Origin of the sequence: Micromonospora parathelypteridis, from assembly GCF_014201145.1 — a bacterium.
In the GTDB taxonomy this organism is placed as follows: domain Bacteria; phylum Actinomycetota; class Actinomycetes; order Mycobacteriales; family Micromonosporaceae; genus Micromonospora; species Micromonospora parathelypteridis.
The window spans coordinates 6,765,099-6,779,833 of sequence record NZ_JACHDP010000001.1; the positions used below are offsets into that span (position 1 = coordinate 6,765,099).

Consider the following 14,735-nt stretch of genomic DNA (forward strand, 5'->3'; position numbering starts at 1 on the left):
GCTTCTTAGCGTCGGTGACCATGCAGACCAACACGCACACCCCGCCCGCAGCCACTGACCTCGACCGGCCCGACACCCGACGAGCGTTCGGCACCGTGACGGGCAGCATCAAGGTGTACGCCGCGCTCAGCGCCGCCGCCCTCGCGGCCGTCATCGTGGTGTCGAGCAGCGGTCATCTGGTGAACACCTTCATGTGGGTCCGGGCGGTCCTGCTGCCGGTAGCCGCTCTGCCGATCTACCAGATTGCCGTCTCCGCTTCCCGGGGGTCCCGGCGGGCCTTCGAGCGAGTGGCCGCCCTCACGGTCATCATGCCGATCGCGATCATCGGCGTCGACGTGATCCCGGGCGTCTGCCCGCCGTGGTACGCCGTGCTGCAGGTTGTCTGCATGCTGCCCATCATCCGAGTCGCGTTCATCGTCCGTCGCCCCGCACTGCGCGCCGCGTTCCCCAAGCGGGGCCGGGCCGAGCTGCACTGACCAGAGATCCGGCCGAAGCCCGGTAACACCTGCGATGGGGCTGGACAGCCCGACTGGCACCGCCCGCTGGCATGGCCCTCTTCCGCCATTCCAGCGGGCGGTTGATGCCCGACGAGAAACGCCGATCTGCTCGTACCTGCGGGATGACCAATCAGTTGGCGGGCTTGCCGAACCAGCGGGAGAGGTGGTCGTCCAGGTCCTGCTGGTCGTCGCCGACCCAGGCGACGTGGCCGTCCGGGCGGAGCAGAACGCACGGAACATCGAGTTCCGCGGTGGGATCCGCGAGGTGATCGACCCGGTCTGACCAGCCGCCGACGGTCAGCCGATCGGTGCGGTCCAGCAGCAGGCCACGGCCGCGATGCAGCAGACCGTAGAGGCGGCCCTGCTTCACATCGATGTCGCGCAGGCGGCGCCCGACCAGGTCGGGGCCCGCCCCGAAGTCGTAGCGAATGCCGATCGCGGCGATCTTCTCGATCAGATGGCGGTTCACCTCGTCGAAGTCCATCAGCTCGGTGAGCAGCCGGCGCACCGCCTGCGGGCCTGGTTCGGTGGACAGCAACTCCATCTGGGCGCGGGTGTTGTCCAGCACGTCGTCGGCGACCGGTCGACGTTCGGCCTGGTAGGTGTCCAGCAGTGTTTCCGGCGCCCAGCCACGGATCTGTGCGGCCAGTTTCCAGCCGAGGTTGAATGCGTCCTGAACGCCCAGGTTGAGGCCCTGTCCGCCGATGGGTGGATGGATGTGTGCCGCGTCGCCGGCCAGCAGCACCCGCCCGACCCGATAACGTTCGGCCAGCCGGGTGGCATCGCCGAAGCGGGACAACCAGCGCGGGGAGTGCACGCCGAAATCGGTTCCGGCGATGGCGCGCAACTGTTGTTGGAAATCCTCGAGGGTGGGCGGTACCGCGCGGTCGCTGACCCCTACGGCGGGGACCACGACGCTGTAGACCCCGACGCCCGCGGGCCGCAGCCAGAACCGCTGATGGGTCTCGCGGATGCCGGCCACCCTGGCGGCGACCTCCTCCTGCGGCACACCCACTTCCATCTCGCCCATCAGCGTCTCGGTCCGCGAGGGTTCGCCGGGGAAGCCGACGCCAAGCCGTTTGCGCACCGTACTGCGCCCGCCGTCACAGCCGACGAGATAGCGCGAACGAACCTGTTCCCCGTCGGCAAGTTCGACGGTCACCCCTTCGTCGTCCTGCTGGAAACCGACCACCGCAGCACCGTGGCGGACCTGCGCACCGAGTTCGACCGCACGTTCTTCGAGCAGATGGACGATGACCGGCTGTGGGATGCCCAGCAGATAGGCGTGCCCGGAATCCAGGCCCTCGGGCACGGGTTTGTTGATGGCGGCGAAGAAGCCGCCGGCCGGACGCCGTCGTCCGCGTTCGAGGATGGGCTCCAGCAGCCCGCGCATTGCCATCAACTCGATACTGCGGATGTGCAGACCGACTATGCGGACGAACGACGCGGGCTCGGTCTCCTTCTCCAGAACGAGTACCCGCACATCGTGCAGCCGCAGTTCGGCGGCCAGCATCGCACCGGTCGGCCCGCAACCGGCAATGATCACGTCGAACATGAGGGGCGCCCGATCGGTGTCGGCGGCCGGCGAGGGGAGTCCGAGGACGTCGCTCACTGGGGAGTCGCGCTCGACCATGTCGTTCGACGACGGTTCGGCGGTGGACTGCAGAGAATGCATCGGTGTTGCCTTTCGGGAGCGCCTTGGTGGCGAGGCGCTCCCGGCGACACCTACGTCAATCGCCCGACCGTGACAGCAAGGGGGAGCACCCACATCGAAACAGGGTTCATGGGTCTCACCTCCTCGGGCGGTGTCGCGGTCGACTGCAAGCTACAAGCCCGAGCGTCATCCCGTCCAACCCTTTCCGGTCCGCCGGCGGGCGACCTCGCCCGGCCAGCCGCAACAGCACCGGCTCAACGACCTCCGAAGCCCTGAACGGCACCCTCCTGAACGAGATCCCGGGATTCCGGGTGACCCGGATCATCGGCCGGGGCGGCGGCACGCAGCGCCGCCTCGACCCGGCGGTTGCTGGTCATGGTCGCCGTGACGGCGGTCATGGCAAGGAGGACGCCGCCGGCGGCGTAGAGCGGGGTGCGTACGTCGTAGGCGGCGGCCAGCCAGCCGCCGAGGAAGGCACCGAACGGGGCGGCGCACATGGCGAGCATGCGGGAGGTGGAGGCGACCCGCCCCATCAGGTGGGCAGGGACGATCGCCTGTCGCAGGGAAGGGCCGAGCACCATCGTGGCGCCCATGCCCGCTCCGCAGACGGCGAGCGCGAGGCCGGCGACGTACGGGTTCGGGGCGGCGGCGAGACCCAGGATGGCGAGCCCTTCGACTGCGGCCGTGCAGGTCAGCGCGGTTCCGGTGCCGAGTCGTCGGCCGAGGAACGAGGCGATCCCCGCGCCGAGCAGGCCGCCGGTGGCCTCCGCGGTGAGGAGCAGGCCGAAGCCGTAGGTGTCGATGCCGAGACGGTCGTGCGCGAAGAGGGCGAGGACGGTCTCCACGGCGAGGAAGGCGACGTTCCCGACCGCCGGACGCAGCGCGAGCCCGAGCAGCAGCCGATCCCGGAAGACGTACGAGGCCCCGGCCCGCGCCTGCCGAAGCAACGACTCGCGAGCCTGCGGAACCGGCCGGGGTACGGCAGGCAACGACCGTACGAGCAGCGCGGAGAGCGTGAACGACACCGCGTCGGCGAGCAGCGGGACCGCCCGTCCGAGCGCGAGCAGGGCACTGCCCAGGGGCGGCCCCGCGAAGCCGGACGCGGCGGTCTGGGTGCCGCGCAGGCGGGAGTTGGCTCGCTCCAGGAGCGCGGGGTGCCGGCCGAGCAGATCCGGCAGATAGGCCGTGGCGGCCGTGTCGAAGAAGAGTCCGCCGAGGCCGAGCAGGAAGGCGACGGCCGCGAGTAGCGGAATGCTCAGCACGTCGAGCGCGGCCGCCGCTACCGGTATCGCGAGCAGCACCGCACGCGCCGCGTCCGCGACCCACATCGTGCGGCGGCGGTCCCAGCGGTCCACCAGCGCACCGCCGAGCACCCCGAAGAGCAGCCACGGCAGCGTTCCGGCGGCCGTGACGACGGCGAGCGCCATCGGATCCCGCGTCAACGTCAACGCGAGCAGCGGCAGCGCGGCATGCATCACCCCGTCACCGAGCGAGGACACCGTCTGCGCAGTCCACAGCCGCCCGAACCCGGTCGGCAACTTCTGGACGTCTGAGGTCATTTGTCGTCCCCCTCGGCCTGCACGGCCCGGATCCGGCGGCGCGATCGCCAGCGCGGAGGTGATCCGGTGACGGGTGCGGTTGGAATCGCTGCGTACCTGCTCGTCAGGGGTGACGTGGAACGTCTCGGGAAGATCATCGGTGGTCATGCCGCCAATGGTCAAGATTTCTTGACCATTAGTCAAGGGGGTTTGTTCCGGCTTCGGTCCTCCCCCCCTTCTCGACCTCCCCGGCGTTCGTCTGGACACGGCTGATCCGGACCGCTCCGATGCAGTGATCCAGCACTGGATCGAGCGGCGGGTTACCCGCGTGGTGTTGGCAGACTGATCGCATGACAGGTCTGAGCGCCGAGCTCGTGGTCGACGGTCGTGACCCGCAGACCCCGGCGCTCGCCCCGAACAGGCGCCTGCTCTGCTACGTCCTCGCTCCCGTCAGCCGGACCGGTGACCATCTCGACACCGAACTCTGGCTCGTCGACACCGATGGCGTCGTCGCGTCGCACCGGGCGACAGGCGACACCGCAACCGAGTCCCGGCCACGATGGTCGGCCGACTCGGAGACGCTGTTCTTCCTGTCCGACCGCGCCGACCGCGGTCTCCCGCAGTTGCACGGGCTCAACCTCGCCGCCGCCATGATGACCACGTTGACCAGCTGGCGCGCCGGCGTCATCGACCATCTGCCGCTCACCGACCCCAATGTGGTCGCTCTGCTCGCCGAGGACGAACCCACCGAGCAGGACGCGCGCCGTGCCCGGGACCGCGACGACGCCATCGTCGTCGGCGAGCGCGAACCGCGTGCCCGGCTGCGCCTGCTCGACCTGCGTACCGGCCGGGTCACCACCCCGAATGTGTTCGGTGACCGGCACGTCGTGGAACTGCGGCAACGTCCCGACGGCGGCCCACTTGCCGTGCTGACCGGGGCCAGCGCCGACAACGATTACGGCCCGCGCACCGGCCAACTGCACCTGTTCGACCCCACGACCGGGATTGCGGAGAACCTCGGACCGGTCGGGGCAGATGCACGATCTCTGGCCTGGTGGCCGGGCGAAGACGGTTGGCACCTCGCTTACATCGCGCTCACCCCACCGGTCCTGCAGGCCGGCACTGCCGTGTTCGACCTGGCCGTGGACAGCCGCGTCCTGCGCAACCGCACCGCTGGTCTACCGATGTGCCCCACCAAACTCTGCCAGACCGATGCCGCCCCGCTGGTTGTGTTCGCCGACGGCCTGAACACGACCCTGGCCCGGCTCAACCCCACCGACCTCACGACCCTGTCGCATCACCCCGGACGCCTCGACAACCTCACCGCCACACCTACCGGCGAGGACATCGCGGTACTTACCGGCACCCGCTATCAACCTGCGAACGTCCACATCGGCCCGCCGGCCGGGCCGCTGCGGAGAATCACCAACACCCGCCCGGAACTGGACGGCATCGCGCTCGGCACGCAACAACCGCTGGCCTACCGCGCCGCCGACGGCCTCGACCTGGACGGCTTGCTCGTGCTGCCGGTCGGAAGAACCGCATCGGAAGGCCCGTTCCCGCTGGTCACGATCGTGCACGGAGGCCCGTACGATCGCTACGCCGATCGTTGCCAGTTGTTCTGGTACCCCAGCGCGCAGTGGCTGGCCGCCGCCGGCTACGCCGTGTTGCTTCCCAACCCGCGCGGCGGCCAGGGCCATGGTCATCAGTTCGCCGCCAGCGTCGCCGGTCAGGTCGGACAGCAGGAGTGGACCGACATCCTGACCGGCATCGACCTGCTCATCGCCGAGGGCATCGCCGACCCCGACCGGCTGGGCATCGCTGGCTGGAGCCACGGCGGCTTCATGTCCGCCTGGGCCGTCGGCCAGACCGACCGCTTCCGCGCCGCGCTGGTCGGCGCCGGCGTCATCGACTGGGGCATGCTCGCCGCGACCGGGGAGAACGGCCAGTTCGAAGCCGCGCTCGGCGGCAGCACTGGCTGGTCCGGCATCGGCCCACACCCGCATGACGCGGTCAGCCCGATCTCCTTCGCCAGCCACATCCGCACTCCAGTGCTCATCTTGCACGGCGCCGAGGACACCAACGTTCCGCTCGGACAGGCCGTGTACCTCCACCGGGCGCTGCGTCACTACGACGTCGAGCACGAGTTCGTGATCTACCCGAGAGAGGGCCACTCGATCCGGGAACGCAACCACCAACTCGACGTCCTGCGCCGGACCCGCGCCTGGTTTGATCGCTGGCTTCGGCGCTGAGGGAGCGCGTGGATCAGACGTGTTCCCGTGCCTGCTCTCCACGCCAAACGAGGACTCACCGCCTCGTCTGCGAAGCGACACCCGTTCGCTGAGCTCGACGCTTGCGCTCCGATTGTCGGATTGCCGGTAACGATAATTCGCTAAATCATCACCGCAAAAGGGGCGAATCCGCAGTGCACCATAATGACAGTTCTTGTGCGTAAGGAATCAGCATGGTGTAAGTGCACCGAGCCGGCGCGGGCGACTGGCGCGCCGCGAGGTCAGGCGGCTGGTTCTCGAAGCTCGTCCCGCAGGTGAAGACTCACCGACGTTCAGGGATGAAGTCGCAGGACGCGCAGACGAACGATGTCACTTCACGGACACTGTCGTGTCGCTCAACAGCGAGGGCTCAGACCTCTCGGGGCGGCACGGGCGAGCATTGGGCGACCGGCCGCGCCGACAAAGGACTCTGGCGGCCGAAGTTGCTTGAACTCGGCCACGATCCTCGCCAATACCGACTGAGTGGCGATTCCGGGATCGGACCGCACGGAGGGGCTGAGACTACGAGCGGCCGTACGCGGCGCGGGCCCTGGCTACCTCGGCGGCCTCGCGTTCACGCCACCGGCGCTGAGCCTCCCGGTTGCACGTTCGACAGACCCGACGGTACCGGCCGGTCGCCGGGTCGAGTTCACGGTCGTGGCCGTTGCGGCATCGTGCCGGCTGAGTTCGGCTGCGGCAGGCCTCGGTCCGGCTGACCTGGCGCAGGTGTGTCGGCTCGATACAGTCGGCAGCGCCGCAGGTCTGGTCGACGTCGAGGGCGGGGTCGTACCCGCCGACGAGGACAACGTACGCGGCAATGTGCGCCCATGCGCGACCCGCGACTTTCTGGTGCGTTCCGCGTCGCGGCCCGTAGCCGTGAATGATCAGGCAGCCGTTCTCGGCGCGGTGTGAGCGCTCCAGTAGGTGGGCCTCCAGTGACTTTTCGGTGTGGTACCGGGACAGACCCTTCACGGCCGAGAGCACGGCGTCACCGTACCCGCATGCGCGGCCTCGCTCGACGGGAGACCAGGGCCAGTGGAGCGCCTGGGCGCCCAGATGCGCAGTCCATCACCACCGACGATCCCTCCTTTCCGGATGATGGTCCTGCGGAGAGGAGGGACACCTGGCGAGTAACAACGCGGAGCGCGAGCTGAAGTCGTTGCTGGTGCGGTGGCGTGACGAGCCTGGTCTGGTGCTCCACCGGTGTGGATACTGACTGCGATGTGGAAGATCGTGCAGAGCGAGCTGGGCGACCCTTCAGTGCTACGCCTGATCGAGGCGGATCGGCCGGAGCCGGGCCCGACCGAGGTGCTGGTCGAGGTACGCGCGGCCGGTGTCAACCCGGTCGACTGGAAGGTGCGGGCCCACGGTGGGATTCTCGGCCCGCCGCCGTTCACCGTCGGTTGGGAGATCTCCGGCGTCGTTTCCGCGCTCGGTCCGGGAGTGACCCGGTTCGCGGTGGGGGATGAGGTCTTCGGCATGCCCCGGTTTCCCAAGGAACTCGCCGGCTATGCCGAGTACGTCACCGCGCCGGCCCGACACCTCGCGAGAACCCCGCGCGTCATGGGCCAGGTCGAGGCGGGAGGGCTCGCCCTGGGCGGGTTGACCGCATGGCAGACGCTCGTCGAGACGGCCAATGTGCAGCCCGGTCAGCGGGTCCTCATCCCGGGGGCGGCGGGCGGGTTCGGGCACCTGGCGGTCCAGGTCGCCAAGGCGCTCGGCGCGTACGTGATCGGGACCGCCAGTGCGCCCAAGCACGACTTCGTGCGCGGGCTCGGCGCTGACGAGGTGGTCGACTACCGATCCGAGGACGTCGGCGCGGTCGTCAAAGACGTTGATCTCGCGATCGCCACGGTGTCCGGCCAACTTCCGGTGCTTGCGGCAACGCTGCGCCCCGGTGGCCTCATCGTCGCGCTCAACAGCGCGGAGGCGACGACCGTTCGCGATTTCGGCGGACTGTTTCTCTTGGCGGAGCCCGACCGGGCTGGACTCGAGGCACTGGCGACGCTGGTGGACGCCGGCAAACTACGGGTTCACGTCGACAGAGTGTTTCCGCTCGCGGAGGCGGCCGAGGCACACCGGCGTGGTGAGACCGGTCGGACAACCGGCAAACTCGTCCTGGTGCCGTGACGGGAGCGTCGAGATGGGTCTGACGCCGGGGTCACCGCTTCGGGCACTCAGCGAGGAGGTCACTGTGATCGCGCAACGGCTGCGGGTCGCCGCGTACGCGGTGTGCTCGCGGGACGAGCATCTGCTGCTGGCCCGTTGGGTTTCGCCGGATGGGGCTCGGCGGCACTGGACGCTGCCCGGCGGTGGGGTTGAGCACGCGGAGGATCCGTTCGACGCCGTCGTGCGGGAGGTGGCTGAGGAGACGGGGTACGAGGCGCAGGTCGAGCTGTTGCTCGGCGTGAATTCGCGAACGAGGACCGTGGAGAGCTACGAGGGCGGGGTCGTCGACCTGCACATGCTGGGCATCTTCTACCGGGCCCGGATCGTTGGCGGCGATCTTCGACCTGAGACGGACGGCACGACCGACCTGGCACAGTGGATACCAATCGCGCAGGTCGCCACCCTGGAGCGTTCCGCGGTTGTCGACATCGGGCTTGACTTGCATCGCGATACGCCACCCACCGGGCACAGGGAGCCGATCCCGACGACCAGCCTCCAGCGGCACTGATCAGCGAGCACCGACCTGGTTGCCGCGCTAGGCGGTTGACGACGGTTGAGGAACATCACCAGGCCGGCAGGTCAGGGCAGGTCGGTCACGACCACCTCACCCGGCATGGCGCCGGCCTGCGCGATGACTGTCCCGTCCGGCGCCCAGAATCCGGAGCCGCCCGCGGTCAACAGCGGCCCGTCCGGCCCCGCGCCGCAGGACAGCACCACATGCATCCGGTGCGTGGTCGCGCGCTCGCGCATTCGCGCATCGCGTGGGTCGGTAGGTGAGTTGAGGGTGCTCGCAACGTATACGTCGGCGCCGGCCGTGACCGTCGCGGCCGCATGCTCGGCAAGCGAGGCGTCCCGGCAGATCGCCAGCCCGAGCCGTCGCCCGTCGAGGTCGAGCACGACGTGCTTGTCGCCCGGAGTGAACCGCTGGTCCTCCGGTGGGTGCAGATGGATCTTCCGATAGGCCACCGTCACGCTCTCGCCGTCGACCAGCAACGTCGCGATGTAGGCGTGGCCATCAGCATCAGCGAGCGGCGCGCCGACCAACGCGACCGCGTCGGCATCGGCGCACGCCGCCACGATCGGGACCAGCCGCGGATCGTCGCAAGTCAACGCTGGCGCGTCGAGGTTGTACCCCGTCAGCGACAACTCCGGGAACACCACCAGCCTCGCCCCTGCCGTGCGCACGATCTTCGCATGAGTGGCCACGTTCGCGGTGACGTCGTACGCCACGACCGCAGGCTGGGCGACGGCGATGCGCAAGATTTCCTCCACGAGCTGGCCGATCGGCAAGATCCAATTCTAGACCACGTGCGTACGCGACCCCGGATCGCTCCGCTCACATCGACGCCCAGATGGAGCCCGATCTCGTCAACGGAAGCGGCTGTTCTTCGGATCGAGGTTGTGCACCTGGTCCGTCACGGCTGTCAGGAGGGCGGTGAGTGACGGAGCGGGTGGGGTGTCTCGGGTGGCGGCGACCAGCCGGCGTCTGAGGGTGGTTTCGGCGATGTCTCGGATCGCGAGCGCGGGGTCGTTGCTGGGCAGGGTCAGGGCTGGCAACAGGGCGACGGCGGTGGCGGCCCGCACGAGTTCGAGTTGGACGTCGGCGTCGCTGGAGCGGTGCCGGAGGTCGGGTTCGTAGCCGCCGAGGGCGCGGCAGGTGCCGACGACCATGGCATGGTGGCCGGTGCCTTCGGCGGACGCGGTCCAAATGTCGGAACGCAGGTCGGTGACCGCGACCGGTCCGCCGGCCTGGGCGAGCGGATGCGCGGCCGGAAGCACGATCTTCAGGGACTCTTCCAGCAAGGGTGTGAAACACAGCCCGGCCGGGCGGGGGCGGGGGTGGCTGTCGTACTCATCGCCGATGACGAGGTCGACCGCGCCGAGGCGTAGACCTGGCAGGGACTGTTCGAGTTCCAGCTCGAAGATTTCCACCCGGACCTGCGGATGGTCGGCCTTCATGCGGGCCACGGCGGGGATCAGTAAGCGGCGGGCCGCCGATTGCAGGCCGCCGGCACGGACGGTGCCTCGGATGTCGCCGCTGAGGGCGGCGAGGTCGGCTTCTGCCGCTTCGGCGGCGGACAGCAGCACCCGGGCGTGCTGAGCGAGCAGGTGTCCGGCGTCGGTGAGCCGCACACCGCGCCCGGCTTTGTCGAGCAGCCGTGCGCCGACGTCCTTTTCCAGCAGGGCGAGCTGTTGGGAGATCGTGGACGGGCTGTAGCCCAGAGCCGCGGCGACCGCGGCCAGGGTGCCGCGTTCCTCGAACTCGCGCAGGAAGCGCAACCGCCGCAGGTCCAGCTCGATCATGCGGGAATCCTAACGATTCACCCCTGGAAATCATCGCTGGACCCGATGCGTCGGCTGTCCGATCCTCGGGTGCATGGGTGCAGCACTGTGTCTCTTGTCCGCGGCCTGCTTCGGCGTGATGGCGATCTTCGGCAAACTCGCGTACGACGCCGGCGTCTCGCCCGGGGCTCTGCTGCTGGTGCGCTTCACCCTGGCGGCCGTCCTGCTCGGGATCGTCTTGCTGGTGCGGCCAGGACTCCGCCGCGCGGCATCCAGTTCGCCCCTGCGTGGGGCGATCGGTCGGTCGACGATGACACGCGCCCGGGTGCTGTCCATCGCCGTCGGACTGGGCGCCATCGGGTACGCCACGCAGGCGAGTCTGTTCTTCTCCGCGCTGCAACGGATGGACGCATCCCTGCTGGCGTTGATCTTCTACACCTACCCGGTCATGGTCACCGTGGTGGCGGTGCTGGTCGGCCGTGACCGGCTCACCCCCGCGCGCGGCGCCGCATTGGCGGCCGCCTCGGGCGGAGCCCTGCTGGTCCTGCTCGGCGCCGGCGGCGTCAGTTTCGCCCCGACCGGGGCGCTGCTGGCCTTCGCCGCCGCGATCACCTACACCGTCTACATCCTCGTCGCCGACACCGTCGTGCACCGGCTGGCACCCGTGGTGCTCGCCGGGCTGGTGATGACCGGCGCGGCCGGCACCCTCGTCGCCCTCGCCCTGCTCACCGGCGGCGTCGACCTCGACTTCGAGGTGTCGGGATGGTTCTGGCTGGCCTGCATCGCCATCGTCTCCACCGTCGCCGCGATGCTGACCTTCTTCGCCGGCCTCAAGCGCACCGGCCCGTCGACCGCCGCCATCTTGTCCACCTTCGAGCCCGTCGTCACCTCGGCACTGGCCGCGCTCGTCCTCGGCGAGTCCCTGACTCCGGTGCAACTCGCCGGCGGCGCGCTGGTGCTGTCCTCCGTCGCCGTCCTCCAGCTCCGACGCAGCGGCACCCGCCGCCAGGAATTGGACCTGCGCCCGACGGCCGACCGACACGCCCTTGGAAACCACCAGGCCACGGATCCGGCACGTGACGACCATGCCGAGCCGGCCTTTCTGGCGCCGTAAAGCGGCGAGCGGCCGAAGAAGCGGCGCAGGGTTTCGTGTCGGTGACCGTGCTGGACGTGATCACTCTGCCCGCAGGCCCTGGTCGATCAGGTTGATCATCCAGGTGAAGCTCTCGTCGACGTCGGCGTCGATCTGGAAGCCGCCGGCTGCTTCGAGGGTTGCGAAGCCGTGCATCATGCTGCGGAACATCCGGAGAGCGTGGATCTCCTGCCCGGGCTCCAGCTGGTACCCCCGCAGCACGGCGGAGAGGGAGGCGAGCAGTCGAGTGCTCGCTGCGAGGAGCGGGTCGTCCGGTCCGGTCGAGCGGGCAGCGTTACCCGCCGCGTACCGGCCGGGGTGGTCCTTCACGTACGCCCGCATGGCCTGGGCGGCGGCGGTCAGTGCGTCGCCGCCGGCCCGACCCTGGGTGGCGTCGCGGACGGCGTCGCCGACCTCGATCATGGCCAGGATGGCGATCCGGTGCGCGAGGTCGGCCAGGCTGTCGACGTGTCGGTAGAGCGAGGGTGTCTTGACCCCGAGCCGTTCGGCGAGCAGGCCCATGCTGAGCTGGGCGAACCCGATCTCGTCGGCCAGGCTGGCGCCGGCTTCGACGACCGCCGCCGGGGTGAGGCCGGCCCTAGGCACGAGCGGTCACCTTGGCGAGGAAGGGCAGCGCCAGCGCGACAACCTTCTCGGGCGTCTGGGCGTGCGGGTAGTGGCCGGCGCCGTCGATGACCGCCAGCTCACCGATGCCGTCGGGCAGGTCAGCGATGATCTTCTCGCCCTCGGCGCGCGGGTCGGCCCAGTCGGGGTCGGCGCTGCCCTCGATGACCAGGACCGGGCAGGTGACGTTGGCCAGTTGCGCACCGGCATCAGCCGGGCTGGACTTGCACATGGCCTGCAGGGCCTTCATCCGGCCGGGCTCGCTCAGCTTGGCCTCGATACGCGCCAGCTCGGCGTTCCAGTCGGCCGGCTTCACGGGGTACGCCACGTCGAGGTACTTCTTCCAGCTCGACAGGCTTCCCCGGACCAGGGTCATTGCCAGGTGGGTCGACCCGGCCCGGTAACGCTTCACCCGTACCAGCCCGCCGAGGGCGATCGACTGGGTGCGGGTGAAGGGCGCCAGCTCGATGACGCCGGTGATCAGATCGGGCGCCGTGGCGGCGGCGATGGTCGCGGCGCCACCACTGATCGACTGGCCGACGATCACGGCCGGGCCGCCGAGGTGACGCACGACGGCAACAAGGTCGGCGGCGATGTCGGTGCGGCTGTAGCCGTCCCAGCCGAGGCTGGAGTCACCGCAGCCGCGGATGTCGACGTTCGCGACCCGGTAACCGGCCTCGACCAGGGCCGGGGCGACGAATCGGTAGGAGTGTCGACTGTCACCGATGCCGTGCGCGAGGACGACGAGGGGACCCTCCCCGGTCACGTCGAAGGCGATGGTGTTGCCGTCAATGCTCAGGTGCTCGGTCATGACATCCTCCAAGGGGATAACTAACTGCGTTAGCTAAAAACTAACGCGATTAGCTAGCCGTGTCAAACTTCTTCGGTACTCGGTACTACCGGATACCAGTACTCGGTGATACGGTCTAGTAGTACTTGGTACTACGAAGTACCGAGGTGCCAGGGGCCGAAGAGGAGGCGCGATGGACGACCTGACGGAGATGCTGAAGGGCACCCTCGAGGGCTGCGTGCTCGAAATCATCGACGGCGAGGAGACCTACGGGTACGCCATCACGCGTCGGCTGAACGAGCTCGGCTTCGCCGACGTCATCGAGGGGACGGTGTACACGATCCTGCTGCGTCTGGAGAGGAACGGACTCGTCCAGGTGACGAAGCGGCCATCCGAAATGGGCCCGCCGCGCAAGTTTTACGCGCTCAACGACGCCGGGCGCGAGGAGCTCGCGACGTTCTGGGCGAAATGGCAGTACGTCTCGGTACGCATCAACAAGCTCAGGGAGGGCGGGAGATGAGCTTCTGGGAAACCATCACGGGCAGCGATCTCACCAGGGAATCGAAGGTGCTCGAAGCCCGCGCACAGGCATTGCCGGCCGACTACCAGGCGGCATGGGAGCAGATCAAGAACAACCTCTATACCTACGGGGACTTCTCGGGTCGCAATCTGATGCCGATCTTCGACAACGCCCTGGGGCTGCTCGAAGAGGCGTCGGCCGACGGGCTGAGCATCCACGAGGTGCTGGGCGACGACATCCCCGGCTTTTGTCAGGCGCTCGCCGGCGGCAAGGAAGCCCGGACCTATCGGGACCGGTGGCGCGAGCAGTTGAACAGGAACGTCGCACGGAAATTGAAGCGGCTGGGAGGCTGACGTGGGCATCCAGGACATCATCGAAGGCAAGAAGCAGTGGCGGGCGCACGTCGCTCGGGTCAAGGCGCTCCCGCCGGACTACCAGATCGTCTACAAGGAGATGCAGAGGTACCTGTTCAAGGTCGGACCAGTAGACCTGCATGACGGGCCCCTGCTCCCCGGGATCGTCGACTTCTTCGAGGAGGGCGTCGCCGCCGGCAAGGGAGTCCTGCAACTCATCGGCAACGACGTCGCCGCCTTCTGCGACGAGCTGATCAAGGACACGCCCACCTACGCGGACGCCTACCAGGAGTCCATCAGCGCGAAACCCGGCACGGACAAGAAGTAGGCCGGGGCGTTGGCCGCACGACGCCGGGCGAGCTCCTCAGCTCGCCCGGCGTCGGCAGGCAGCCTGCCGACGCCGTAGGCCGTGGGCCGACAAGGCGCCACCACGTCAGAGATTCGAGGCGTACGCGAAGGTGACGGCCGTCGCCGCGAGCAGGAGCGAGTGCAGGATCATGTGTTCCAGGTTGGGCCGAGGGCGGTCGCCGATCCGGGGCAGCACGACGATGGTCTTGGCGTACGTGCGGGCGTGCAGCTGAGCCCAGGTCTCGCCGACGCCGGCGGTCGCCCAGGGAACGGTCACCCCGACCAGGTAGGGCAGCCACCACAGCGCAAGTCCACCGAGGACGATGAGCAGTTCGAGGCCGGCGGCAGCGTAGGCGGCGACGGAGGTGTGCAGTGCGGCCGCGACCAGGATCAGGACGGCGGGCAACGTCATGACGGGCGCGTTGACCGCGACCTCGATGGTCTTCTCGCGGCGAGTGGCGGCGGTGACGTTGTTGAGCGGAGCGAGGTCCACGAGGGTCGTCACGGCGAAGTAGGCGACGGTGAGCAGCACAAGCGTGATGGCGGCAGCGAACATT

The 14,735-nt window shown here is 68.9% G+C and carries 16 protein-coding genes; 8 read left to right on the forward strand and 8 right to left on the reverse strand.

The genetic code is table 11. The features are described 5' to 3' along the window. Positions 1–20: 20 nt before the first annotated feature. Complete coding sequence (locus HNR20_RS30620) at positions 21–476, forward strand: hypothetical protein (RefSeq protein ID WP_184187160.1); 456 nt, start codon at positions 21–23, stop codon at positions 474–476. A gap of 151 nt (positions 477–627) precedes the next feature. Here HNR20_RS30620 and rox read toward each other — a convergent pair whose 3' ends face one another. Together rox and HNR20_RS30630 are read right to left on the reverse strand one after the other, a co-directional pair. Next, positions 628–2,052, reverse strand: coding sequence for a rifampin monooxygenase (gene rox / locus HNR20_RS30625; protein ID WP_221311197.1), 1,425 nt, complete (start codon positions 2,050–2,052; stop codon positions 628–630). A 353-nt stretch (positions 2,053–2,405) separates the two neighbouring features. Next, complete coding sequence (locus HNR20_RS30630; RefSeq protein WP_229687424.1) at positions 2,406–3,857, reverse strand: MFS transporter; 1,452 nt, start codon at positions 3,855–3,857, stop codon at positions 2,406–2,408. A 182-nt stretch (positions 3,858–4,039) separates the two neighbouring features. Here HNR20_RS30630 and HNR20_RS30635 point away from each other — a divergent pair, with 182 nt between their 5' ends. Then, complete coding sequence (locus tag HNR20_RS30635) at positions 4,040–5,941, forward strand: S9 family peptidase (RefSeq protein WP_184187165.1); 1,902 nt, start codon at positions 4,040–4,042, stop codon at positions 5,939–5,941. Positions 5,942–6,481: 540 nt separating this feature from the next. On the opposite strand, the gene HNR20_RS30640 is transcribed toward HNR20_RS30635, so the two are convergent. After that, on the reverse strand, positions 6,482–6,943 hold the full coding sequence (locus tag HNR20_RS30640) for an HNH endonuclease (protein ID WP_184187168.1): 462 nt from the start codon (positions 6,941–6,943) through the stop codon (positions 6,482–6,484). Positions 6,944–7,180: 237 nt separating this feature from the next. Here HNR20_RS30640 and HNR20_RS30645 point away from each other — a divergent pair, with 237 nt between their 5' ends. Next, the gene (locus HNR20_RS30645; protein WP_184187171.1) at positions 7,181–8,089 is read left to right on the forward strand and encodes an NADP-dependent oxidoreductase; all 909 of its coding nucleotides are present in this window, start codon (positions 7,181–7,183) and stop codon (positions 8,087–8,089) included. A 64-nt stretch (positions 8,090–8,153) separates the two neighbouring features. Beyond that, positions 8,154–8,636 carry an NUDIX hydrolase gene (locus HNR20_RS30650; protein WP_221309973.1) on the forward strand — a complete coding sequence of 161 codons (483 nt, stop codon included), beginning with the start codon at positions 8,154–8,156 and terminating at the stop codon, positions 8,634–8,636. Positions 8,637–8,707: 71 nt separating this feature from the next. Here HNR20_RS30650 and HNR20_RS30655 read toward each other — a convergent pair whose 3' ends face one another. Continuing rightward, positions 8,708–9,400 (reverse strand): carbon-nitrogen hydrolase family protein, encoded by a 693-nt coding sequence (locus tag HNR20_RS30655; RefSeq protein ID WP_184189314.1) that lies wholly within the window; start codon positions 9,398–9,400, stop codon positions 8,708–8,710. A gap of 96 nt (positions 9,401–9,496) precedes the next feature. Further along, on the reverse strand, positions 9,497–10,432 hold the full coding sequence (locus HNR20_RS30660; protein ID WP_184187177.1) for a LysR family transcriptional regulator: 936 nt from the start codon (positions 10,430–10,432) through the stop codon (positions 9,497–9,499). A 73-nt stretch (positions 10,433–10,505) separates the two neighbouring features. Between HNR20_RS30660 and HNR20_RS30665 the strand changes: the two genes are divergently transcribed. Beyond that, complete coding sequence (locus tag HNR20_RS30665) at positions 10,506–11,525, forward strand: DMT family transporter (RefSeq protein ID WP_184187179.1); 1,020 nt, start codon at positions 10,506–10,508, stop codon at positions 11,523–11,525. A gap of 60 nt (positions 11,526–11,585) precedes the next feature. Here the strand turns inward: HNR20_RS30665 and HNR20_RS30670 are convergent, their stop codons facing one another. Together HNR20_RS30670 and HNR20_RS30675 are read right to left on the reverse strand one after the other, a co-directional pair. Continuing rightward, positions 11,586–12,149, reverse strand: coding sequence for a TetR/AcrR family transcriptional regulator (locus HNR20_RS30670; protein ID WP_184187182.1), 564 nt, complete (start codon positions 12,147–12,149; stop codon positions 11,586–11,588). Continuing rightward, entirely contained in the window at positions 12,142–12,978 is an 837-nt protein-coding gene (locus HNR20_RS30675; protein ID WP_184187185.1) for an alpha/beta fold hydrolase, read from the reverse strand. The genes HNR20_RS30670 and HNR20_RS30675 overlap by 8 nt, the downstream gene beginning before the upstream one ends. Positions 12,979–13,150: 172 nt before the next feature. On the opposite strand from HNR20_RS30675, the gene HNR20_RS30680 reads away from it, so the two are divergent. Genes HNR20_RS30680 through HNR20_RS30690 form a run of 3 tightly spaced genes read left to right on the forward strand, consistent with a single transcriptional unit; the run spans position 13,151 to position 14,158 of the window. Then, positions 13,151–13,477 (forward strand): PadR family transcriptional regulator, encoded by a 327-nt coding sequence (locus HNR20_RS30680; RefSeq protein ID WP_184187188.1) that lies wholly within the window; start codon positions 13,151–13,153, stop codon positions 13,475–13,477. Next, on the forward strand, positions 13,474–13,830 hold the full coding sequence (locus HNR20_RS30685; RefSeq protein ID WP_184187191.1) for a DUF1048 domain-containing protein: 357 nt from the start codon (positions 13,474–13,476) through the stop codon (positions 13,828–13,830). The genes HNR20_RS30680 and HNR20_RS30685 overlap by 4 nt, the downstream gene beginning before the upstream one ends. Position 13,831: 1 nt before the next feature. Beyond that, positions 13,832–14,158 (forward strand): DUF1048 domain-containing protein, encoded by a 327-nt coding sequence (locus tag HNR20_RS30690; protein WP_184187194.1) that lies wholly within the window; start codon positions 13,832–13,834, stop codon positions 14,156–14,158. A 105-nt stretch (positions 14,159–14,263) separates the two neighbouring features. Here HNR20_RS30690 and HNR20_RS30695 read toward each other — a convergent pair whose 3' ends face one another. Continuing rightward, positions 14,264–14,734, reverse strand: a complete 471-nt coding sequence (locus tag HNR20_RS30695; RefSeq protein ID WP_184187197.1) for a hypothetical protein — start codon at positions 14,732–14,734, stop codon at positions 14,264–14,266. Between the last annotated feature and the right edge of the window lies 1 nt (position 14,735).

Bases quoted from the DNA above. Each gene is read 5' to 3' on its own strand.
- HNR20_RS30620 (WP_184187160.1), top strand. From the start codon at position 21: ATGCAGACCAACACGCACACCCCGCCCGCAGCCACTGACCTCGACCGG.
- HNR20_RS30675 (WP_184187185.1), bottom strand. From the start codon at position 12,978: ATGACCGAGCACCTGAGCATTGACGGCAACACCATCGCCTTCGACGTG.
- rox (WP_221311197.1), bottom strand. From the start codon at position 2,052: ATGTTCGACGTGATCATTGCCGGTTGCGGGCCGACCGGTGCGATGCTG.
- HNR20_RS30635 (WP_184187165.1), top strand. From the start codon at position 4,040: ATGACAGGTCTGAGCGCCGAGCTCGTGGTCGACGGTCGTGACCCGCAG.
- HNR20_RS30660 (WP_184187177.1), bottom strand. From the start codon at position 10,432: ATGATCGAGCTGGACCTGCGGCGGTTGCGCTTCCTGCGCGAGTTCGAG.
- HNR20_RS30695 (WP_184187197.1), bottom strand. From the start codon at position 14,734: ATGTTCGCTGCCGCCATCACGCTTGTGCTGCTCACCGTCGCCTACTTC.
- HNR20_RS30665 (WP_184187179.1), top strand. From the start codon at position 10,506: ATGGGTGCAGCACTGTGTCTCTTGTCCGCGGCCTGCTTCGGCGTGATG.
- HNR20_RS30685 (WP_184187191.1), top strand. From the start codon at position 13,474: ATGAGCTTCTGGGAAACCATCACGGGCAGCGATCTCACCAGGGAATCG.
- HNR20_RS30680 (WP_184187188.1), top strand. From the start codon at position 13,151: ATGGACGACCTGACGGAGATGCTGAAGGGCACCCTCGAGGGCTGCGTG.
- HNR20_RS30645 (WP_184187171.1), top strand. From the start codon at position 7,181: ATGTGGAAGATCGTGCAGAGCGAGCTGGGCGACCCTTCAGTGCTACGC.
- HNR20_RS30630 (WP_229687424.1), bottom strand. From the start codon at position 3,857: ATGACCACCGATGATCTTCCCGAGACGTTCCACGTCACCCCTGACGAG.